The organism is Bacillus sp. RC240 (genome assembly GCF_044907945.1).
Classification (GTDB): Bacteria; Bacillota; Bacilli; order Bacillales; family Bacillaceae_G; genus Bacillus_A; species Bacillus_A mycoides.
Map to the genome: position 1 here is coordinate 62,825 of NZ_JBIYCT010000002.1, position 22,545 is coordinate 85,369.

Consider the following 22,545-nt stretch of genomic DNA (forward strand, 5'->3'; position numbering starts at 1 on the left):
AAAAACTAGGTGAAATCGATTCTTTTATTACATTACCATACCGCCATCAACATTTAACGTTTGACCTGTAACATATTTACTTTGATCAGAAGCAAAAAACGTTACAGTATTTGCGATATCTTGTGCTTCTCCAAACTGAGCTGCAGGAATTAATTTTAACATTTCGGCCTTTATATTTTCATCTAATACATCCGTCATATCAGTCGCAATAAACCCTGGAGCAATTGCATTTACAGTAATATTTCGGCTCGCTAATTCTTTTGCTGATGTTTTTGTTAATCCAATTACACCAGCTTTAGCAGCAACATAATTTGCTTGTCCTGGGTTTCCTGTTACACCAACAACAGAAGCGATATTAATAATACGTCCATGACGTTGACGCATCATATAGCGCGATACTGCTTTCGTACATAAGAAAACACCTTTTAAGTTTGTATTAATAACTGTATCCCATTCTTCTTCTTTCATACGCATTAATAAATTATCTTTTGTTACACCAGCGTTATTTACAAGAATATCAACTTGTCCAAACGTATCTACAGTTTGTTTCACCATTGCAGTAACATCATCAGCATTTGCAACATCTGCTCTTACTGCAATGGCATCTGAACCTAATTTCTTTATTTCATCAACTACTTCATTCGCCTTTTGCTCATTACCAGCATAATTTACTACAACATTTGCCCCTTGTTTCGCTAAATCAATAGCAATCGCACGACCAATCCCACGTGAAGCACCAGTTACTAATGCTACTTTCCCTTTTAACATCAGCTTTCTCCTCTCAAATTTGAAATGGTATCTTTTAATGTCTCTTCATCATATACCGCATATGCTTTCACTGAAGAATCAATCGACTTCATAAGACCAGCAAGTACTTTTCCAGGTCCGATTTCAATAAATGTATCTACCCCTTGATTCACCATATACTCAATAGATGGGTACCATAATACAGGCGAATAGAGCTGTTCAATTAGCTTTTCTTGAATATCTGTACCACGCGTAATAACATCTGCCGTAACATTTGCAATAACAGGAATATTCGTGTCTTGAATTGTAATTTCATTTAAAACACTTTGGAATTTCTCAGCAGCTGGTTTCATAAGCGAGGAATGAAACGGTCCACTTACTTTGAGCGGAATTGCTCTTTTAGCACCATTTTCTTTCGCTCTTTGAGAAGCAAGTTCTACTCCTTGCTTTGTTCCAGAAATAACAATTTGCTTCGTACTATTCATATTAGCAATTTGTACTGCGTATCCTTCACTTGTTACTTCTTCTGTAACTCGTTTCAGCATATCCGGATCCGCACCTAAAATAGCTGCCATTGCACCTTCCCCGCCTGGAACAGCTTCTTCCATATATTCCCCGCGTTTCCTTACAGCATATACAGCGTCTTCGAATGTTAATGCACCAGCAGCTACAAGAGCGCTATATTCACCTAAACTATGTCCTGCGACAAAATCAGGTGTAATATCATACTCCTTCAAAGCTGTTAAAATTGCAAAGCTCGTTGTTAATAGTGCCGGCTGCGCATTTGTCGTTAATGTTAAATTTTCTTGCGGTCCTTCAAAAATCACTTCTGAAAGAGAATCATGCAAAACCTCATCCGCTTTTGCAAACACTTTCGCAACCTCTTTATTATTCTCCGCTAACTGTCTACCCATTCCAACTGCCTGTGAACCTTGGCCCGGAAAAAGAAATGCTATTTTTCCCATTTCAAATCCTCCTCTTATTGAAGCGGCTCCTTCTCCATTACACTTGAAATTGTAGGAATTACTTCTTTCGCTACCATTTCTCTCGTTTGACGGATCGCACTAAATATCGATTGGTCATTAGAAGAACCGTGAGCCTTAATGACAGGAGCTTTCAATCCAAACAACGCCGCTCCTCCATACTCCGAATAATCCATTTTATCTTTCAATACCATAAGTTTTGGTTTTAATACCGCTGCTGCTAATTTGCTCGTAAACGAACTCATTAATTGTTCTTTTAACATAGAAAATAACGCAAGTGCTGTTCCTTCTAATGATTTTAGCGCTACATTACCCGTAAAACCATCACATACAACAACGTCTGCTACACCTTGCAATAAATCTCTTGATTCAACGTTTCCAACGAAATTAATTGGTGCATCCTTGAGCATAGCAAAGACTTGTTTTGAAAGCTCGTTTCCTTTACCATCCTCTGTTCCAACGTTTAAAAGTCCAACGCGTGGATTTTTAATTCCTCTTACCTTCTCTGCGTAAACAGAGCCCATTACTGCATATTGATATAAATGAATTGGTTTTGCATCAACGTTGGCTCCAACATCTAACATAACAAAACCTTCTCCATCAACAGTTGGCATTGTAGGCGATAAAGCTGGTCGTTCAATTCCTTCCATACGGCCAACAACAAACAATCCAGCTGCCATCAAAGCTCCTGTACTACCTGCTGATATACAAGCATCCGCTACGCCGTCTTTTACTTGCTGCGCCGCTAGTACCATTGAAGCTTGTTTTTTTCGACGAACCGCTCTTACTGGTTCGTCTGTCGATTCGATTTTTTCGTCCGTATGAAGTATAGTAATTCGCTCTTCACTCGTTAAATATTGACGAATCCCCTCTTCTTTCCCTACTAACGTAATATGTAAATCTGAGTATTCCTTAATAGCTTTCATTGCTCCTAATACTACAGCCTTTGGTGCATGATCGCCGCCCATTGCATCTATTGCGATTTTCATAAGTTGTTACCTTCCTCACTATAATTACTAGATCGATACATTTCAAAAGTGCCTGTAAAGACAAGTTCTTCTCCAACAAAGCTACGCACTTTGACAACCGTCCGTCCTTTATCATTCTCTACATCTTCAACACGTACTTTTGCAACAACACGCTCTCCTAATTTTACAGGACGAATATATCGAATGGTGGACTTTGCAGTTAAAGCTAATTCTTCATCAATAACCGCAACAGCTAGTGAGTTTGCTTGTGCAAACAAATGATGCCCACGAGCAATTTGATTTCTTTTAAATACATGTTCCACCTTTACTTCAAAGATAGAAATCGCATGTCTATCTAATTCTATATCAATAATTTCTCCGACAACCTCTTCTAACGGTAAAGATTTCACATCTTCTTCATGTTGTTTTGTAGCCACATGCTTAATTCGTTCTCTTAATTCAGGAATAGATAATTCCATACGATCAAGACGAACAGTTTGTATGCTCACTTGAAATTTTTCCGCTAAATCTTCATCCGTTATAAAAGGATTCGTTTCTATTGTTTGTTGTAATAATTCTTGTCTTTCTTTTTTACTTCTTCTTTTTTTCATACCGCACCATCCATTTTTATGACTAGGTACTAAAAGTAGTATATAATCATTAAAAGTAGAATGCAACAAAAACTTTTGCAGACTACTTTTAATCGAGCTTCTCTCCCTGGAACACACCTGTCCCATCAAGATAAGTACGCAGCGAAGCATACTGATCATTATGCCAAAACGCTTCTGAATCAACTAGTATCGCTGCATCTTGTCTTGCTGTTTCTAACGCCCGATAATCATGTACCATATCAGCAACCTTAAATTCTGGTAGACCACTTTGCTTACTTCCAAAGAAATCCCCAGGACCTCGTAACTCTAAATCTTTTTCTGACAATACAAATCCATCATTTGTTTCAGTCATAATGCGCATTCTTTCTTTTCCCGTTTCTGATTTCGGGTCCGCAATTAATAAACAATATGATTGTTCACTACCACGCCCAACACGCCCCCTCAGCTGATGGAGCTGCGATAAACCGAAACGTTCCGCGTCATAAATAACCATAACAGTCGCATTTGGTACATTCACGCCTACTTCAACAACTGTTGTCGACACAAGAATTTGCACTTTATTTTCACTAAACTGTCCCATTATCTCTTCTTTTTCTTGAGATGATAGTCTCCCATGCATTAATCCAACTTGGCATTTCCCTTGATAACGATGAGTCAGCATACTATGTAAGTCGATAGCATTTTGTACATCAAGCTTCTCAGACTCTTCAATAAGAGGGCAAATAACATATGCCTGTCTTCCTTTTTTTATCTCTTTCTCCACAAAGCCGAGGACACGATCTAACATATCATGTTTTGCCCAGTACGTTTCGATTACCTTTCTACCAGCTGGCATTTCGTCAATAATAGAAACGTCCATCTCTCCAAATGCAGTGATAGCTAACGTACGCGGGATTGGGGTCGCCGTCATAAACAATACATCTGGACTTTCACCTTTCTCACGTAAAACCCGGCGCTGCCCCACACCAAATCGATGCTGTTCATCGGTAATAACGAGACCTAACCTATGAAATATAACTTCGTCTTGAATTAAAGCGTGCGTTCCAACAAGGATGTCTACTTCTCCCTGTTCTAATCTCGACAAAATTTCTCGACGTCTCGCACCTTTAACAGAACTTGTTAGCAATTCAACCTTCATACCGAAATGTGAAAACGTCTCCGCGAGCGACTGATAATGTTGCTCGGCTAAAATTTCTGTAGGAACCATCAAAGCACCTTGATAATGAGCCAATTTCGCCGCATAAAGAGCAATCGCAGCCACAACTGTTTTCCCAGAACCTACATCCCCTTGCAATAATCGATTCATTCGGTACGGAGATATCATATCTTTCATTATTTCATCTACAACCCGGCGTTGTGCGCCAGTTAATGGAAACGGAAGCGCATCAGTAAAATCTTGCAATTCTACTAATGAAATTTCCTTTTTCGTCCCTTTCGAGTTTTCCCTTTCCATTTTCCGTAATGTTTGCATTTTCAACTGAAACAAGAAAAACTCCTCATATACAAAACGGCGACGCGCTTGCTTTAAGTCTTCCTGTCCCACTGGAAAATGTAACCCTCTGAGCGCTTCATAGCGTGATAATAATTTATATCGATTTAACAAACCATCTGGTAACACTTCGACTATAGAATCTCCATACTCCTTAAATGCTTGTGCAACAAACCGGCGCATCTGTTTTACTGTCAGTTTTCCTTTCACTGAATATACAGGTTCTACTTCTTGTTGTCGTACAACCGGTCCGAAATTCAGTTCTGATACAGCAATTGTTTGGCGATGCTGATCCCATTTACCAGTAATCGTTACCGTTTCATCTAAATTTAACTTTTGTTTATAGTATGGTCTATTAAAACATACAGCTGTAATTAAATAACGACCGACGAGAACACGAACTGTAAGACGTGACTTCTTCTTCCCATAATATTGCAGTAAAGGAGCACTATGAACTTTCCCCTCAACCGTTACACGCTCGTCATGCTTTACTTCAGCAAGATCTTTCATCGCATAGTCTTCATAGCGGTACGGAAAATGTTCTAATAGATGAGAAACTGTATAAATTCCCATCTCGTGTAACAACTCAGATGTTTCTCCTCCGATTCCCTTTACATCCGTAACAGGAACTTGTACAACTTCATTCAAGATTCTCACGCTCCGTCACATTATTTTCTTTGATTCATTCTATTGATTATCCATTAATATCATTGACATCTGTAATCGCTCTCTTTCACCTTATATATTCTATCATAGGCATTCTAAGAGAAACTACTCTAATCCCTCTATATAAAGTGAAACTATAATCATTGGGGGGTTACGGGCAGTTATTCTCCCACTTAACTTCTTTGCTCCAGCCGAATATAGGAGGTGGAAGTTTTACCACCCACAAATAGCGGGATAAAACAAAGTTGTACAATACGTAAGAAAAGAGCCTCACTATTAGCAGCAAGGCTCTTTTCTATCATCAATATGCTAGCCTTTTGAATAAAAACTAGTAATAAACTTCATATCACTATTTCTTATCCATTAGCAAGTAAGTAACCCATTTATTTTCAAATCGAATCTTTTCTTATTCTACAGAGAAGATGAAAGAATACACCGGTTGGTTCCCTGCATGTACTTCTACTTCTGCATCTTCAAAGTTCTCTTCTACAAACGCAACTAATTTAGCCACTTCTTCATCTGTTGCATCTTCACCTTGTAGAATCGTTACGATTTCAGAATCCTCATCAATTAGCGCTTCTAGTAATTGCTTTGCAGCTCCTACTTTCTCAGCATTTGTAGATACAATTTTTCCATCTGCAATACACATGAAATCATCTTTTTGAATCGCTACACCGTCAATTTCCGTATCACGAACAGCATACGTAATCTGACCTGTTTTCACATGAGCTAAAGCTTCTTTCATGTTTTCTTCATTCTCTTCTAGCGTTCCAACTGGATTAAATGCTAACATTGCAGCCATACCTTGAGGAACTGTTTTTGAACGAATAACAATAACTTCTTGTTCTACAACTGACGCTGCTTGTTCTGCTGCCATCACGATATTCCCGTTATTTGGTAAGATGATGATTTTTTCAGCATTCGCCTCTTCAATCGCCTTCACAATATCCTCCGTACTCGGATTCATCGTTTGGCCACCTTCGATAACTTTCGTTGCACCAATGCTCTCAAATAGAGTTTTAATACCCGATCCCATAGCTACAGTTACAATACCATACGGTTGTTTCTCTATTGGCTGATTCGTTTGTTCAGGTACCATGGTAGGTTCATCTAATAAAGCAGTATGCTGTTCACGCATATTTTCTACTTTGATCTTAATTAGACTACCGTAACGTTGTCCATAGTTCATAGGATCTCCAGGATGTTCCGCATGAATATGAACCTTTACAACCTCATCATCCGATACAACAAGTAGTGAATCTCCGTACACACTAATATCTTCACGGAATTTTTGTTCAGAGAAATTATGTTCCTTCATTTTTTCAGGCTCTAATTTCACCATGAATTCCGTACAATATCCATACTTAATATCTTCTGTACTCAATTGGCTTTGTACACTACGGTGATGTTCTGCACGTACCATGTCATTCATAGATGATTGGGCAGGCATATTAGAAGAAATCGTTTCTCCTTTTAAGTCAGCTAAAAACCCTTCATATACAACAACAAGACCTTTACCACCGCTATCTACAACGCCAACTTGTTTTAATACAGGTAATAAATCTGGCGTACGATTTAACGATGCGTTCGCTTCTTTTACAACGTCTTCCATAAACAAAACAAAGTCGCGCTGTTTTTTCGCAACTGTCACTGCATATTTACCCGTTTCTCTTGCAACCGTTAAAATCGTTCCTTCAATTGGTTTCATAACCGCTTTGTAAGCTGCCTCTACTCCAGCTTCTAAAGCTGCAGCAAAATCAACTGTCGTTAATTCTTCTTTTTGTTCAATGGATTTAGAGAAACCACGGAATAACTGAGATAAAATAACCCCAGAGTTACCACGAGCTCCCATTAATAATCCTTTGGCTAAACTTACACCAACTTTACCAGCATGCTGTGAAGGATTTGCTTTCACTTCACGCGCGCCTGAAGTCATTGATAAGTTCATGTTTGTACCGGTATCGCCATCTGGAACTGGGAATACGTTTAATGCATCAACAAGCTGAACATTATTTGTTAAATTATTGGCTCCTTGAATGATCATTTGTGATAAACGTTTTCCATCAATTTTTTGAATTGACACAGATTTTCCTCCTTAATGCACATTACAAGTTTATTACTTTAACTCCTTGTACGTAGATGTTTACAGAATCTACTGCTAGTCCTACAGTTTGATCTAATGTATATTTCACTTTAGTCTGCACGTTATGTGCTACTTCTGAAATTTTCGTACCATAGCTCACAATAATATACATATCAATATGTACTTCATCTTCATTTTTACGAACAATAACGCCTCTAGTGAAGTTTTCTTTTCGTAAAATTTCTGTTAATCCATCTTTTAACTGATTTTTTGATGCCATACCTACGATACCGTAGCAATCTACTGCGGCACCTCCAGCAATTGTTGCAATTACATCTGTACTAATATCAATTTGACCGTACTTCGTTTTAATTTCAATTGACATCTCGTTTCCCCCTTCATAAATGGTGAAAGTGAGCTAGACTACTTTAGTTACTATCATATAATCTTTTTAAAGAAAATTCCATCGTTCTTTCTTTTTCACTCTCATATTTTATGTTTTAAATTACATTTTTTTATGATGAGCAAAATAGTCCATTGTTATTATACAACATGTACCACTATAATATGTCAAGCAATTTTTCTTGATTTCACCTTTTCTTCATTGACATATAGTGTCAAGTATTTTTTCTTGATTTCTTTTTCCTACGGTGTTGCATTCTCTTTTTAGTTGTGTTAAATTATAGTAGTGTTTTTAGCATCGCATAAAAGGCTAACATTGAAAAATTACGTATGTTACGGTAGTTAAGGGAGGGAAATATAAATGGCTCGTGTTTGTGCTATCACTGGAAGAAAAGCTCGTTCTGGTAACTCTCGTTCTCACGCAATGAACGCTACAAAACGTAAATGGGGCGCTAACCTTCAAAAAGTTCGCGTACGCATCGACGGAAAAGTTCAACGTGTTTACGTTTCTGCTAGAGCATTAAAATCTGGCAAAATCGAACGTGTTTAATAATAAAAAAAAGAGCCGCTAGGCTCTTTTTTTATTATACCATTGGAAAAAGCACCGGTAATAGGTGCTTTTTTTAGTCTTTTTTGAAGGTATTTAACATCGCACGAACAATTCCACCAAGAAATTTAGGTAACTTAATTGTATAAAATCTCATGGTTTCCCTCCTAATCCCCATTACTCCACTTGTTCACTATATGATGCAAGGAGCAAAATTGTTTCTTCAATCAGTGCTTCTTATCATCATTAATATGCCAGAAGTAAATGAAAAATTACCTTTTTCCTCAATGAGTTCATTACTAATACAAAGTGTCGATCCCCACTCTATTGTTTTATTAGTAAGAGGGTACTTAAAACCGTGAAGTGTAATACCTTCTACCCTTTCAGTAACTGGTACAAATGATACGTATGGAAAATGTTCGTTTCCTTCAATTATATACATACCAAACTTTTTCACCATTATTTCATTTTTATTGTCCACAATACACATTTCTATGTTTACTTCTAATCCCTTTAAAAGCATCTGAATATTTGCTAAACCATGATCAAGTCTTCCACCAGTAGCACCAAAAATACGAATTAACTTTGGTTTCTGTTCTAAAGCCCAGCTAATTGCAATTTCTAAATCTGTTTGATCTTTTTCTCGCGGGACAATATGTAATTCATTTGTTTGCTGCCTCATCCATGCTAATTCCTCATCAGTAACTGAATCATAATCTCCAAACGCAACAGCCGGAGTGATCCCTCTTTTCAACAAACGGTACACTCCTCTATCAACGGCCGCCCAAACTACTTCTTCATTTTCATACCGAGAAAAATCTGCGCAGTATTCTGCAGGTCCTCCCGCTAAAATATGAATAATCATTTTTCCTTCCCCTTCTATTGTAAAAAGGCAATCTGCCATTCGGTAGATTGCCTTTCTCCTTATTTGTCACTCTAACATGTATAAATAGTGAAGTCTTAATGAACTAGAAGCTTCACTAGGATAAAGGTTCGTTCTTTATCCGCGAATTACACGAATTGCTTCACCGCGGTCTTTTTGATTGTATACTGCTGATCCCGCTACAAGAACATTCGCTCCTGCTTCAATACAAAGTCTTGCCGTTTCAGCGTTGACACCACCATCAACCTCAATTTCCACTTCTAGATTTCGCTCTTTAACCATTTCTGCAACTTGTTTGATTTTCGGTAATACAGAATGAATAAACTTCTGTCCGCCAAATCCAGGGTTTACTGTCATAAGTAATACCATGTCTATATCTTCTAATACATGCTCAATCGTTGAAACTGGAGTATGCGGATTTAATACAACCCCTGCTTTAATGTCATGAGATTTAATTAACTGAATTGTACGATGTAAATGAGGACACGCTTCTACGTGAACAGTAATAATATCCGCTCCCGCTTTTGCGAAAGTTGGGATATAGTTATCAGGATTTTCAATCATTAAATGTACATCTAACGGTAATGATGTAATCGGACGGATTGCTTCTACAATTAATGGTCCAATCGTAATATTTGGTACGAAATGCCCATCCATTACATCGACGTGAATGTAGTCAGCTCCGCCTTTTTCTACATCTTTAATCTCTTCCCCTAATCTTGAAAAATCTGCTGATAAAATCGATGGTGCAATTTTAATCATGACTAATACCTCGGCTTTCTCTCTCTAATTTCTTCTACGAATTGTTTGTAATTCTTATAACGATATTCGGTAATCTTTCCTTCTTCAACCGCAGCTTTCACCGCACATTTCGGTTCAGCAAGGTGTGTACACCCTCTAAATTTACAGTATTGGCTCGCTTCTTTCAACTCTGGAAAACAATATGTAAGATCTTCTACCTCTATATCTATGAAATCAAGCGAACTAAAACCAGGTGTATCCGCAACAAGTCCGCTTCCAACTGTAATTAATTCTACGTGTCTTGTCGTATGCTTTCCACGTCCTAAATGTGAAGAAATATCATTAGTTTTCAATTCTAAATCTGGACGTAATACATTTAGCATTGAAGATTTCCCAACACCAGATTGGCCTGCAACGACGGAAATACAACCTTCTAAGAATGGTTTCAGAATATCAATACTTTTCGATGTATTTATAGAAGTAAACAACACATCATAACCCATTTCACGATAATCATTTGCATAAGATTCAACAGTTTCTCTCATTTTTTCATCTACTAAATCCATCTTACTAATACAAATAATTGGTTTGATGTTATGATATTCAATTAATACTAAAAATCGATCTAACAGTCCTGGATTAAAATCTGGTTCTACCGCTGAGAAAACAAGAATAGCTTGATCAACATTAGCAATAGGAGGTCTAACAAGTTCATTTTTCCGATCAAATACTTCTAACACATAACCCTCACTCGGATTATCCGCTTGAAAAACAACTTGGTCTCCTACAAGTGGCGTAATTTTATTCTTTCTAAATACACCACGCCCACGACATTGTGTAATCCCTTCCTCATTCTGCACATAATAAAACCCACTTAGAGCTTTTACAATTTTTCCTTCTGGCATATAATTCTCCTTTATTTTGTATAAAATGAAACTGCAATTAAATATGAATAGACTAGCGTTCTTTAAACAATTATTTCAAAGCCCACCAAATATATATCCAGATTCATATATTTAATCTACCATCAAATTTGAAATATTATTTACAACAGTATCACTTTTACAGCTTTTTGAATCATATATTTTTGCCTGTTATACAGTCCACGATGTAGACAGCATAACAGGCAAGAGTAATAAATTCCATCTTCTATATAAGGACGATGGAATTCACTATTATTGAGCTGGATATGGTACTTCCTTGTCCATAATCGTTACTCCATCTCGGACAATTTTATAGTGTCCCTTTGCACCTTCTTGAATTACAAATTCTAAAGAAATAATCGCTGACTCAGTAATTGTTCTCGTTTCAACTGGTTTATCCATTTTTTGCTGCATATCTTCTTTATAAATTTCTATTGTTTGCGGCTTTTTTTCACCTGTTGCAGAAGCTTCATATGGGATAGAAATGTTATCCACTTTTATCGTTTTCGTCACTTTAGGCTTCGGACCATCGGAGATAACAATCGATACTTTATCTCCTTCTTTTAAAGGTGTCCCAGGCTTTGGTAACTGTGAAATAACAAGACCTTTATCAACCGTATCTGAATACTCTCTTTTTATATCAGAAACAAGCTTTCTTTCATTTAAATAACCTTTTACACTATTTTCAGTCCATCCTGAAAAATCACCTGGTCTTATTTGATAAGGTCCTTTACTTACCCAAATTTTCAGTTCTTGTTCTGCCTCTATAACCATTTGATCAGGCGTTGGTATTTGCTCTACAATTTCACCTTTCGGCTTATCATTTTCAATATAATTTATTGTAACTTGTTTATATTTTTCTTCTAACTCAGCTCTTATACTCTCGAAATCTTTTCCTGTCAAATCACGCATCTTATTTTTCTTTTTCCCACCTGATTGATAGATAGTAATTTTAGAGTTTTCTTTCACTACTCTTCCTGCTATAGGATCTGTTTTTATCACTTTTCCGGCTTCAACATCATCTGTATATACAAGATTAGGTTCAGTAACTTCAAAACCTTTTTCAACTAATGTATTTACAGCTGTCGTATATTTCATACCAGCCACATCAGGAACCTTCACATCTTTCGGAATAAAGAAGCCTGGAATAACAGTAAGTGCTAAGGTTATCCCTATCACTAAAAGTAAAAATGTTGTAATTAAAACTTTCAGCCATTTATTATTTCGCTTTTTCTTCTTACCTGATTTGGTCTCTTCTTTTCTTACTTGTTCATCCACTTTACTTCCTTTTAATACAATCGTTTCATCACTTACATTTTGAAATAGTTGTTCTTGTTGAATAATTGGAATCGCTTTCGTTGCTTCCATATCTTCTGGTATGTAAAATGGTTGTTCATTTATTCGTTCTGGGTATAGTGCTGTTTCAATATCTCGTTTCATCGCGTTAGCAGATTGATATCGATGGAACGGATCTTTCGCAGTTGCCTTTAATATAATATTTTCAACACTTTGTGGAATATTTTCATTCCATCTTTTTGGAGATGGCATTTCATTTTGTAAATGTTTTAACGCAATTGCAACAGCAGATTCACCAGAAAACGGTTGTCTTCCTGTTAACAATTCAAACATAACAATCCCAAGTGAATAAATATCTGATTGTTTATTCGCTATACCACCGCGCGCTTGTTCTGGTGATAAATAATGCACCGAACCGAGCACCGAATTTGTATGTGTAATCGTTGCTGCACTTGTAGCTGTCGCAATTCCAAAGTCTGTTACTTTGACCACTCCGTCATCTCGAATCAAAATATTGTGCGGTTTAATATCACGATGTACAATCTCAAAATGATGGGCGTGTGCCATAGCGGACGTTAACTGCTCCATTATATCAAGAGCCTCTCCTATCGGTAACATCCCTCGATCAATTATGTATTGCTTCAATGTTCGCCCAGGTACATATTCCATTACAAGATAATATATATCATCCTCTTCCCCAACATCATACATATTCACAATATTTGGATGCGACAACGTTGTAACAGATTGCGCTTCTCGATGGAAACGTTTAATAAACTCTTCATTATTTGAATAGTCGAGTCTTAATATTTTTACCGCTACATCTCGACCAAGTATATCATCATGAGCTAAATATACATTGGCCATTCCTCCACCGCCAATCATTTTCAGCAGCTTATAACGGTCATTTAAGCGTTTTCCAATCAGCACGTTGCACTTCACCTACTTTCGTTTGTCGAATCCGTATAATCAATAATAACGAGGGTAATATTATCTTCTCCACCACGATCATTTGCTAATTGAATGAGATGCTCTCCCTTCGCCTCGAGCTGTTCATTCAATTGTAAAATTTGTTGCATATCAGCCATAGGGACTTTGTTAGACAATCCATCAGAGCAAAGAAGCAATTGATCGTCTTCTTCGAGCACCAATGTTTTAACATCTAGTCCGACTTTTTCTTCTGTTCCTAACGCTCTTAACAGAACATTCTTTTTCGGGTGATATTCTGCATCTTCTTTTGAAATTTCACCGTGCCTAACAAGTTCATTTACAAGTGAGTGGTCTTCCGTTACAAGCGATATTTCTCCCTCTGATACCATATAACAACGACTATCTCCTATATGACCTATTGTTACAAAACTAGGTGTACAAATCGCCACGATAACCGTTGTTCCCATGCCATTACATTCTACATGTTGCTGAGAGTAAGCATATATGCGCTCATTAATAATTCCAACGTTAGTATGTAACCACTTTTCTACCTTTTTAGGCTCATTCATATTATGCGTTTGCTTCCAATAATCATGGAATAATTGAATAGCCATCGAGCTAGCTACATCGCCAGCTCGATGACCTCCCATTCCATCTGCTACTACCGCTAAAATATTTCCATCTAAATTGCGAAAAACTCCTGCACTATCTTCATTATGTTGACGAACTTTTCCTTTATCCGATAGAAACACGGCTTTCATCTAGTCACCTCGTCTCTTCTTTGCGCTCCTTTGCACGCAACTGACCGCAGGCTGCATCAATATCATGACCTTGTTCACGGCGAATGGTTACATTCACTCCACGATCTTTTAGCGTCTTTTCAAATAAGAAAATTTGCTCTCGTGGCGTACGTACATAATCACGTTCTGGCACGTAGTTTACCGGAATTAAGTTTACATGACATTTTACACCTTTTAAGAGCGCAGCAAGTTCTTCCGCGTGCTCAACTTGGTCATTTTCTCCTCCAAATAAGCCATATTCAAATGTAATACGACGCCCTGTTCTATTTACATAGTATTTAACAGCTTCCATTAAATCAGGTAGCTTATAAGCACGGTTGATCGGCATTAATTTTGAACGTATCTCTGTATTTGCAGCATGCAATGAAATCGCAAAATTAATTTGCATATCTTCTTCAGCGAACTTATAAATTTTTGGAACAATTCCACTTGTTGAAACTGTCATATGTCTTGCACCAATATGAATTCCTTTTTCATGATTTACAATGCGTAAGAATGACATTAAGTTATCATAATTATCAAATGGTTCTCCAATTCCCATAACAACAAGAGAACTTACACGTTCTTCTGTTTCATCAAGCGCACGCTGAACTTCTACTACTTGCGCTACAATTTCTCCAGCCTCTAAGTTTCGTTTTAACCCACCAAGTGTAGAAGCACAGAACGTACAGCCAATGCGGCAACCCACCTGTGTTGTTACACAAATGGAATTTCCATATTCATGTCGCATTAGTACAGTTTCAATAGAGTATCCATCGTATAACTGGAATAGGAATTTAATCGTTCCATCCGAAGACGTTTGTTTTACTAAAGTGTTTAAAGTAGTAATATCAAAGGAATTCGACAATTTATCGCGCAATCCTTTAGCAAGGTTTGACATATCCTCATAATTTTTTACACGTTTTTTATATAGCCAATCAAAAATTTGTCCTGCACGGAACTTAGGTTCTCCTTGTTCCTTTAACCAATCTTGCATTTCATGAAGTTGTAAAGAATAAATTGATGGTTTCTTTGTTTCTAGATTTTTCTTTTGTTTTTTTACAGTCGTTTCCATGATGCTACACCTTCTTTCTTAAACAAGCAATATAAAAGCCATCTGTTGCAAAATAATGCGGTAAAATTCGTACTTGACCTTCATCAATATACGGATTTAACTTTTCTGGCATGCGATCTTTTATCGTAGTATCCCATTCAAATTCAGGATGCTCTTGTAAAAATTGCTTTATTACTTGTTCATTTTCTATTTTTTCAATTGTGCACGTACTATAAACAAGGCGACCACCTTGTTTTAACAATGGTGCTATTTTTTCTAGTATCGCAAGTTGAATCGTTGATAACCTTTCACTATCGCCCTTATCTTTACCTAACTTAATATCAGGTTTACGTCTAATAACACCAAATCCAGAACATGGTGCATCTACTAATATTTTGTCAAAAGATTCATTTGCAAAATGCTCTTGAACTTTTCTAGCATCTAAAGCCATCGTTTCTATATTTTCTAAACCGAGTCTCTTCGCCTGTTGTTCAATTAAACGTACTTTATGTGCGTGTAAATCAAGCGACATTACCTTACCAGTTCCGTCCAAACGCTCTGCAATATGAGTTGTTTTTCCGCCAGGAGCAGCACAACTATCTAGAACTGTATCTCCTTTTTTCGGTTCTAAAGCACGTGCTACAAGCATTGAGCTTTCATCTTGAATAGAAAGGAAACCTTTTTTGAACGCTTCTGTATGTGCGACATTTCCTCTTTCAATTTGAATTGCATCCTCTGACAATTCGCCACGTTTTGCTTCTATACCCTCATCAGCTAATAACGCAACCGCTTCTTCTACCGTTACTTTATCAACATTTACACGTGCTGTTGGTACAGGTGGCAACATATTTACTTCACACATTTTCTCTGCTGTCTCTAAACCATATTCGGATGCCCATTCTTGTACAAGCCACATTGGATGGCTCGTTGCAATCGCAAGTCGTTCTACTGGATTTTCAATTTCTTCTAACGAAGGTACACCTTCTCGCTGAATTGAACGCAATACTCCATTCACCATGCCTGAAATCCCTTTATGCCCACGACGCTTTGCAATCTCAACTGCTTCATGAATAGCCGCTCTTTCTGGAACTCGGTCTAAATATAGCATTTGATATAGAGATAGGCGAAGCAACACTCTTACCCACGCTTCAACCTTTTTTCTTAAAAATGGTTGTAAATAATAATCTAGTGTGTCACGACGTTGAATTGTTCCATATACCATTTCAGTTAATAAACCAATATCTTTTCTGTCAATTGTATTTTTTTCAATCAAATTATTTAAAAGTAAGTTGCTATATGCACCACTTTTTTCTACTTGAATTAAGCCATCCAGAGCTAACTCACGAACATTTTGTCTCATGCATTTTCTCCTAACTTCGTACCAATTTCAGGTTTTGTTCCACGTAAAAATTGTGAACAACTCATACGCTTTTTACCAGATGGTTGCAATTCAGTGATTTTAACGCCTGCCTCGTTCCCTGTTGCAACAACAAATCCATCTTCTTCAAGAGCTACTATTGTACCTGGTTCAGCTTTCTCTGTAATAGAGACCTTCTCTCCCCACCATACTTTAATAACTTGTCCTGCCAAAGTCGTATAAGCAACTGGCCATGGATTCAATCCGCGAATGTGATTGTATACTTCTTCACCTGTTTTTGTCCAATCAATTATCTCTTGCTCACGTTTTATATTATATGCAAACGTCACTTCAGCTTCACTTTGTTTAATTGGTTCTAGTTTACCCTGAATTAGTAAAGGAACCGTTTTAGATAAAAGGTGTGCTCCTGCTTCGCTTAACTTATCAAATAATGAACCTGTTGTTTCACGCTCTTCAATTTCTACTTCTACTTGCGTTAATATATCGCCAGCATCTAATTTTTCTACCATATACATAATTGTAATACCTGTTTTCTCTTTACCTTCCATGATCGCATAATGAATTGGTGCACCACCGCGAAGTTCTGGAAGTAATGATGCGTGGACATTAATACATCCATACTTTGGCGCTTCTAAAATTTCATTCGGTACGATTTGTCCAAATGCTGCTGTTACAATTAAGTCTGGCTCTAGTGCTAATACTTTTTCATATTCGTCTTTTTCACGAATTTTTAACGGCTGTACTACTGGAATACCATGTTTCTCCGCTTCTACTTTAACAGGAGTAGGTGTTAAAACCTTTTTTCTACCAACTGGACGATCAGGTTGCGTTACAACACCAACTACGTCATATCCGTCCTCGATAAGACGACGAAGCACCGGCACAGAAAAGTCCGGTGTCCCCATAAATACTACTTTCATCATTCAAAAACCGCTCCTTTTAAACCTATTCTAATTCGCCTGCTTCATAATATCTTTTCACTTTAGATGTAAATAAAACACCGTGTAAATGATCGATTTCATGCTGAATTGCACGCGCTAAGAAGTCATCCGCTTCTAATAAAAATATTTTACCGCGACGATTTTGTGCACGTACTTTAATGTAATCTGCGCGCTCCACTTCACCATAAAGTCCCGGAAAGCTTAAGCAGCCTTCGGGACCTACTTGTTCACCACGTTTTTCTAAAATAACAGGATTAATTAATTCAATTTTACCCGTATCATCACCTATATCAACAACAGCAACTTGTAAGCTTACACCCACTTGTGGCGCAGCTAGACCAACTCCGTCTGCAATTAACATTGTTTCATGCATATCTTTTAACAATTTCACTAACTTTTTATCAAAGTTAATTACTCTTTCGCATGGTGTTTCTAACACTTCATTTGGATGCTTTACAATTTCTAAAACTGCCATATTTCCCTCCGCTACATTAACATTGTTGGATTAAAATCAATTGAGATTTGTAGCTCTTTTTGCATTTCTGCTTGATAATGTTCATTTACCATTTTGAGCACGTTCTTTAAGTTTGGTTCCCGTTTGTATTTTATCATGCATTGGTAACGATATCTATCTTTTATCCTTGGAATTGCTGAAGCAACCGGCCCTAACACCATCGTTTGCCTTGAACAATGCGTTCGTAAATGACCGACAATTTTTTCCGTCACTTGGACTGCCTTTAATAATTCCGGATGAGATACAGTTACAAGTACAACGTAGTAATATGGCGGATATTGTCTCATTTGCCTCATTTGCATTTCGTGCTCATAAAATACATCATATTGTTGATTCTTTGCTAATTCTACACTGTAATGTTCCGGCGTATACGTTTGAATTACAACTTCCCCTGGCAATTCATGTCTTCCTGCACGTCCACTCACTTGTGTCAATAGCTGATACGTCTTTTCACTCGCCCGAAAATCAGGTAGATGAAGCATCGTATCCGCCGTTAAAACGCCAACAAGCGTCACCTTCGGAAAATCAAGCCCTTTTGCAATCATTTGTGTTCCAAGTAATATATCTGCTTTCTCTTCACCAAACGCCTTTAATAATTTTTCATGCATTCCTTTACGGCTTGTTGTATCCACATCCATTCGAATGACCCGCGCCTCAGGGAATAGTTTTGTGATTTCTTCTTCAACCTTTTGCGTCCCTGTACCAAAGAAACGAATATACGTACTATTACAAGCAGGACACTCCGTTGGCATATTTTCCTCATGACTACAATAATGACATTTTAAACGATGGTTCATTTTGTGATATGTCAACGAAATATCACAATGCGGACATTGTACGACATACCCACAATCACGGCACATCACAAACGTAGAATGACCCCTTCTATTTAAAAAGAGAACCATTTGTTCTTTCTTTTCTAATCGATCTGCTATTTTTTCATGCAGTGCCTTTGAAAACATTGAGCGATTTCCATCACGAAGCTCTTCACGCATATCAACAATTTCTACAGTCGGCAAAGCTTGTTTGTTCATACGTTTTTCCATTGTAAGCAACCCATAGACACCTTTTTTCGCTCTAGCAAACGATTCAAGTGTCGGCGTTGCACTTCCGAGAACGATTGGACACTTATGGTATTGTCCTCTCCACACTGCTACATCTCTTGCATGATACTTTGGGTTATCCTCTTGCTTATAACTTGATTCATGCTCTTCATCAATAATAATGATTCCTAAATTTTCGAATGGAGCAAAAATAGCTGAACGCGCACCAACTACAACTTTCACTTCTTTTCTTAATATCTTTCGCCATTCATCATATTTCTCGCCAACAGAAAGCGCACTGTGAAGAACTGCAACTTGCGAACCGAACCTACCTTTAAAGCGATCTACCATCTGGGGCGTTAGCGCAATTTCAGGAACAAGCACAATTGCTTCTTTTCCTTTCTCGAGCACCGCTGCTATAGATTGTAAATACACTTCAGTCTTACCACTTCCTGTAACACCATATAGTAAAAATGGATTGTAAGTTTCATTTGTAATTGATGACAAAATCGGTGTAATTACTTGTTTTTGTTCCTCAGTAAGCGGAAATGGTTTCGTTTGTTCAAAATCATCATCGTCATACGGACTCCGGTATACTTCTACATACTTTTCTGAGATTAGACCCTTTTTAACAAGTGCTTTTATTGGAGCATCTGTTATTTGTAATTCTTCTGTTAAATTTTTTAACGGTACACTTTTGTAGTTTTCTACAAAATAATAGAGTACATCTTGTTGTTTTTTACTTTTCAGTTCAAATGCTGCTAATTCCAATTTATCTGCCGGCAACTCCGGTTGAACTACTCTTTGTTTCTTCTTCTGCACTTTATCCTTTACTTGATAAACCACTTCAGTCGTACCATTTTTAATTTCTTGTTGAATAGTGCGATATAGGTGTGGCTGTGCTTCGATAGCTTCCCAATCTATCGTTTCCTTCCCTTGAAATAAAGAAAGAATTTCTGGTGCTACTTCTTCTCGGTTACGAAGTTGCAGACGCTTTTTATATGTTGCTTTGATCGCCGTCGGAAGCATCACCTGAAAAGCTGAAATCATATAACATAACGTTTCACTTGTAAGCCAATACCCAAGTTTTAATAATTCATCATTTAAAACCGGAGTGACATCTAATATTTCATACAACGCTTTTAACTTTTTACTTTCTAGTTCAACCGAATCCTTTATGCCAATAATAAAACCTTGCAATTTCCTCGGACCGAATGGGACTACTACACGCATTCCTGTTTGCACGATATCTTCCCATTTTTTAGGGATAATATAATCAAACGGTCGATCTGTTTGACGTGCAGGTACATCAACAATTACACTTGCAAACTTCATACATAATCATCTTCTAACATCATTTCTATTTGCTTTAATATTTCACGAGCCACTTCTTTCTTCGTTAAAAGTGGCAGCTCAATGATTTCTCCATCTTTTCTATACATTGTCACAATATTTGTATCCGTACCAAACCCAGCTCCTTGCGCTTTCACGTCATTCGCAACAATCATATTTGCATTTTTCTCACGTAATTTTCTCGTTGCGTATTCCTCTATGTTTGTCGTTTCAGCTGCAAAACCGATAAGTAACTGTCGGTCCTTCTTCTCACCTAACGTTTTTAAAATATCCACTGTTCTTTCTAATTCAATTACAGCATCGCCATTTTTCTTTTTCATTTTATTATCATGAACATATTTCGGACGGTAATCTGCAACGGCTGCTGTTTTGATGACAACATCCACACTCTGATAATGCTGAAGGACTGCCTCTAACATATCTTGTGCAGATTCTACTTGTATTGTTGTGACATGTAATGGTGACTCTAATGCTGTCGGTCCTGAAACAAGTATGACATCAGCACCTAAGCTTGCTGCAACTTCTGCGATCGCATACCCCATCTTTCCAGAAGAAAAATTCGTCATAAAACGGACTGGGTCAATCTTTTCACGTGTCGGGCCAGCCGTTATTAATATTCGCTTTCCTTGCAATGGTTTTTGTTCTGAGAAAACCTCTTCTAACCTTCTAATAATCACTTCAGGTTCTTCCAGTCTTCCCTTAGCTACATAACCACATGCTAAAAAGCCTTCGCCAGGCTCAATAAATGTATATCCTAACGCTTTTAACGTCATCATATTTTTTTGAACAATTTTATTTTCATACATATGCACATTCATAGCAGGCGCAATCCAAACTGGAGCTGTAGTAGCCAACAAAGTAGTTGTAATCATATCATCAGCAATACCGCCAGCTAACTTTCCAATGCAATTCGCTGTAGCAGGTGCCACAAGTACAACATCTGCCCAATCCGCTAAATCAATGTGAGCGATAACTGCTGAGTCTTTTTCATCAAACGTATCCGTATATACATCGTGGCGAGAAAGCGCTTGAAATGTAAGAGGTGTAACAAACTTCATTGCCGATTCACTCATCATTACTTTTACAGTAGCACCCGCTTGTGTCAATTTACTCGTTAACGCAGCTGCTTTAAAAACTGCAATGCCTCCTGTTACACATAGAAGTATCTTTTTCCCTTTTAGCATATGACTCGTCCTCTTTCTTTTTCAAACTTATTCTACTGAAATAGAATTTTCAGCTCGTCAGTACCAATATGTTGTTCCACCTTTTTACGATTATTTCTTCCCTATCATAAAAAAATAACAACCTACTTGTAAATAGGTTGTTACCGTTACATAGAAAATTATAAAGTCTATGTTTTAATTTGTCGAAAAGAATGTCTTAATCAATTATTGTGTCATCGCTTGGTACATATTTTAATACTTCTAAATCGATTTCTTCTAATGCTTTACCTACACATTTATAAGAAACAGGCTTTTCAATAACACAATTGTCAGCAATTTGCATTTCACGTGCACGCTTTGCAGCTACTGTTACAAGTGTATATTTAGAATCGATTTTTGTTAATAATGAGTCAATTGATGGATTTAACATAATTATAGACCCTCCGTCATTTCTTTATAGTATTTTGCCACTCTTTCGCGGCGGCAATGTTCACCAACCACAATTGCTTTAATTCGGTCGCAAGCTAATTCAACTTGATCGTTTTCTACAACATAGTCATAAGCGTCCATCATTTCGATTTCTTCTTTCGCTACAGTTAAACGATTTTCAATAACATCTTCAGTTTCTGTACCACGGCCGACAATTCGGTTCTTTAGTTCAGATAAACTTGGAGGTGCTAAGAAAATAAATACACCTGCTGGGAAGGCTTTCTTAACTTGAATTGCTCCTTGCACTTCAATTTCTAAGAACACATCTTTTCCTTCTTGTAACGTTTTTTCAACATAATCAATCGGTGTTCCGTAATAATTACCAACGAACTCAGCCCATTCAAGTAACTTTTCATTACGGATCATTTCTTCAAATTCTTCTCTCTCTTTAAAGAAATAATCCACACCATCTACTTCACCTTCACGCGGTTTACGTGTCGTTACTGAAATAGAGTACTGAAAACGTGTGTCTTCATGGCTAAACAGCTCTTTTCGAACCGTTCCTTTCCCGACACCAGAAGGTCCCGAAAGAACGATGAGCAATCCTCTTCTACTTCTCATA

General features: G+C 37.3%; 22 protein-coding genes. 1 reads left to right on the forward strand and 21 read right to left on the reverse strand.

The genetic code is table 11. From position 1 onward, the window contains the following. Window positions 1-27: 27 nt before the first annotated feature. The 7 genes from fabG to ABH955_RS08240 all read right to left on the reverse strand — a co-directional run bounded on the left by fabG (window position 28) and on the right by ABH955_RS08240 (window position 7,932). Window positions 28-768, reverse strand: coding sequence for a 3-oxoacyl-[acyl-carrier-protein] reductase (fabG, locus tag ABH955_RS08210; RefSeq protein ID WP_002014514.1), 741 nt, complete (start codon window positions 766-768; stop codon window positions 28-30). Continuing rightward, the gene (gene fabD / locus ABH955_RS08215) at window positions 768-1,712 is read right to left on the reverse strand and encodes an ACP S-malonyltransferase (RefSeq protein ID WP_404445060.1); all 945 of its coding nucleotides are present in this window, start codon (window positions 1,710-1,712) and stop codon (window positions 768-770) included. The genes fabG and fabD overlap by 1 nt, the downstream gene beginning before the upstream one ends. Before the next feature lie 14 nt (window positions 1,713-1,726). Continuing rightward, window positions 1,727-2,719 carry a phosphate acyltransferase PlsX gene (gene plsX, locus ABH955_RS08220; protein WP_002128828.1) on the reverse strand — a complete coding sequence of 331 codons (993 nt, stop codon included), beginning with the start codon at window positions 2,717-2,719 and terminating at the stop codon, window positions 1,727-1,729. Beyond that, window positions 2,716-3,309, reverse strand: a complete 594-nt coding sequence (fapR, locus tag ABH955_RS08225; RefSeq protein ID WP_000747354.1) for a transcription factor FapR — start codon at window positions 3,307-3,309, stop codon at window positions 2,716-2,718. The genes plsX and fapR overlap by 4 nt, the downstream gene beginning before the upstream one ends. An 88-nt stretch (window positions 3,310-3,397) precedes the next feature. Further along, window positions 3,398-5,446 carry an ATP-dependent DNA helicase RecG gene (gene recG / locus ABH955_RS08230; protein ID WP_404491029.1) on the reverse strand — a complete coding sequence of 683 codons (2,049 nt, stop codon included), beginning with the start codon at window positions 5,444-5,446 and terminating at the stop codon, window positions 3,398-3,400. A 424-nt stretch (window positions 5,447-5,870) separates the two neighbouring features. Next, entirely contained in the window at window positions 5,871-7,547 is a 1,677-nt protein-coding gene (locus tag ABH955_RS08235) for a DAK2 domain-containing protein (protein WP_113936790.1), read from the reverse strand. A 22-nt stretch (window positions 7,548-7,569) separates the two neighbouring features. Beyond that, complete coding sequence (locus tag ABH955_RS08240; protein WP_002014507.1) at window positions 7,570-7,932, reverse strand: Asp23/Gls24 family envelope stress response protein; 363 nt, start codon at window positions 7,930-7,932, stop codon at window positions 7,570-7,572. 378 nt (window positions 7,933-8,310) lie between these two features. Here ABH955_RS08240 and rpmB point away from each other — a divergent pair, with 378 nt between their 5' ends. Continuing rightward, window positions 8,311-8,499 (forward strand): 50S ribosomal protein L28, encoded by a 189-nt coding sequence (gene rpmB, locus ABH955_RS08245; protein WP_000124776.1) that lies wholly within the window; start codon window positions 8,311-8,313, stop codon window positions 8,497-8,499. 73 nt (window positions 8,500-8,572) lie between these two features. Here rpmB and spoVM read toward each other — a convergent pair whose 3' ends face one another. The 14 genes from spoVM to gmk all read right to left on the reverse strand — a co-directional run bounded on the left by spoVM (window position 8,573) and on the right by gmk (window position 22,544). Beyond that, complete coding sequence (gene spoVM, locus ABH955_RS08250) at window positions 8,573-8,653, reverse strand: stage V sporulation protein SpoVM (RefSeq protein ID WP_001213599.1); 81 nt, start codon at window positions 8,651-8,653, stop codon at window positions 8,573-8,575. 66 nt (window positions 8,654-8,719) lie between these two features. Continuing rightward, window positions 8,720-9,400, reverse strand: a complete 681-nt coding sequence (locus tag ABH955_RS08255) for a thiamine diphosphokinase (RefSeq protein WP_002088210.1) — start codon at window positions 9,398-9,400, stop codon at window positions 8,720-8,722. Window positions 9,401-9,496: 96 nt separating this feature from the next. Then, window positions 9,497-10,141, reverse strand: coding sequence for a ribulose-phosphate 3-epimerase (rpe, locus tag ABH955_RS08260; protein ID WP_002014505.1), 645 nt, complete (start codon window positions 10,139-10,141; stop codon window positions 9,497-9,499). Between the two features lie 2 nt (window positions 10,142-10,143). Beyond that, window positions 10,144-11,025 (reverse strand): ribosome small subunit-dependent GTPase A, encoded by an 882-nt coding sequence (gene rsgA, locus ABH955_RS08265; protein ID WP_404445049.1) that lies wholly within the window; start codon window positions 11,023-11,025, stop codon window positions 10,144-10,146. A 270-nt stretch (window positions 11,026-11,295) separates the two neighbouring features. Further along, on the reverse strand, window positions 11,296-13,269 hold the full coding sequence (gene pknB, locus ABH955_RS08270) for a Stk1 family PASTA domain-containing Ser/Thr kinase (protein WP_404491030.1): 1,974 nt from the start codon (window positions 13,267-13,269) through the stop codon (window positions 11,296-11,298). 8 nt (window positions 13,270-13,277) lie between these two features. Then, window positions 13,278-14,030 (reverse strand): Stp1/IreP family PP2C-type Ser/Thr phosphatase, encoded by a 753-nt coding sequence (locus ABH955_RS08275; protein ID WP_002137950.1) that lies wholly within the window; start codon window positions 14,028-14,030, stop codon window positions 13,278-13,280. Between the two features lie 4 nt (window positions 14,031-14,034). Further along, window positions 14,035-15,123 carry a dual-specificity RNA methyltransferase RlmN gene (gene rlmN, locus ABH955_RS08280; RefSeq protein WP_002014500.1) on the reverse strand — a complete coding sequence of 363 codons (1,089 nt, stop codon included), beginning with the start codon at window positions 15,121-15,123 and terminating at the stop codon, window positions 14,035-14,037. 4 nt (window positions 15,124-15,127) lie between these two features. Beyond that, window positions 15,128-16,462, reverse strand: a complete 1,335-nt coding sequence (gene rsmB, locus ABH955_RS08285) for a 16S rRNA (cytosine(967)-C(5))-methyltransferase RsmB (protein WP_404445039.1) — start codon at window positions 16,460-16,462, stop codon at window positions 15,128-15,130. After that, on the reverse strand, window positions 16,459-17,403 hold the full coding sequence (gene fmt / locus ABH955_RS08290; RefSeq protein WP_404491031.1) for a methionyl-tRNA formyltransferase: 945 nt from the start codon (window positions 17,401-17,403) through the stop codon (window positions 16,459-16,461). Before fmt ends, rsmB begins: the two co-directional genes overlap by 4 nt. 22 nt (window positions 17,404-17,425) lie before the next feature. Next, entirely contained in the window at window positions 17,426-17,896 is a 471-nt protein-coding gene (gene def / locus ABH955_RS08295; RefSeq protein WP_002014496.1) for a peptide deformylase, read from the reverse strand. A gap of 11 nt (window positions 17,897-17,907) precedes the next feature. Then, window positions 17,908-20,313: a primosomal protein N' gene (priA, locus tag ABH955_RS08300; protein WP_002137952.1), complete on the reverse strand. Its 2,406-nt coding sequence runs from the start codon at window positions 20,311-20,313 to the stop codon at window positions 17,908-17,910. Further along, window positions 20,310-21,515, reverse strand: coding sequence for a bifunctional phosphopantothenoylcysteine decarboxylase/phosphopantothenate--cysteine ligase CoaBC (coaBC, locus tag ABH955_RS08305; protein ID WP_404445033.1), 1,206 nt, complete (start codon window positions 21,513-21,515; stop codon window positions 20,310-20,312). Before coaBC ends, priA begins: the two co-directional genes overlap by 4 nt. A 196-nt stretch (window positions 21,516-21,711) precedes the next feature. Beyond that, complete coding sequence (gene rpoZ / locus ABH955_RS08310) at window positions 21,712-21,924, reverse strand: DNA-directed RNA polymerase subunit omega (RefSeq protein WP_002014493.1); 213 nt, start codon at window positions 21,922-21,924, stop codon at window positions 21,712-21,714. A gap of 2 nt (window positions 21,925-21,926) precedes the next feature. Further along, window positions 21,927-22,544, reverse strand: coding sequence for a guanylate kinase (gmk, locus tag ABH955_RS08315; RefSeq protein ID WP_002014492.1), 618 nt, complete (start codon window positions 22,542-22,544; stop codon window positions 21,927-21,929). Between the last annotated feature and the right edge of the window lies 1 nt (window position 22,545).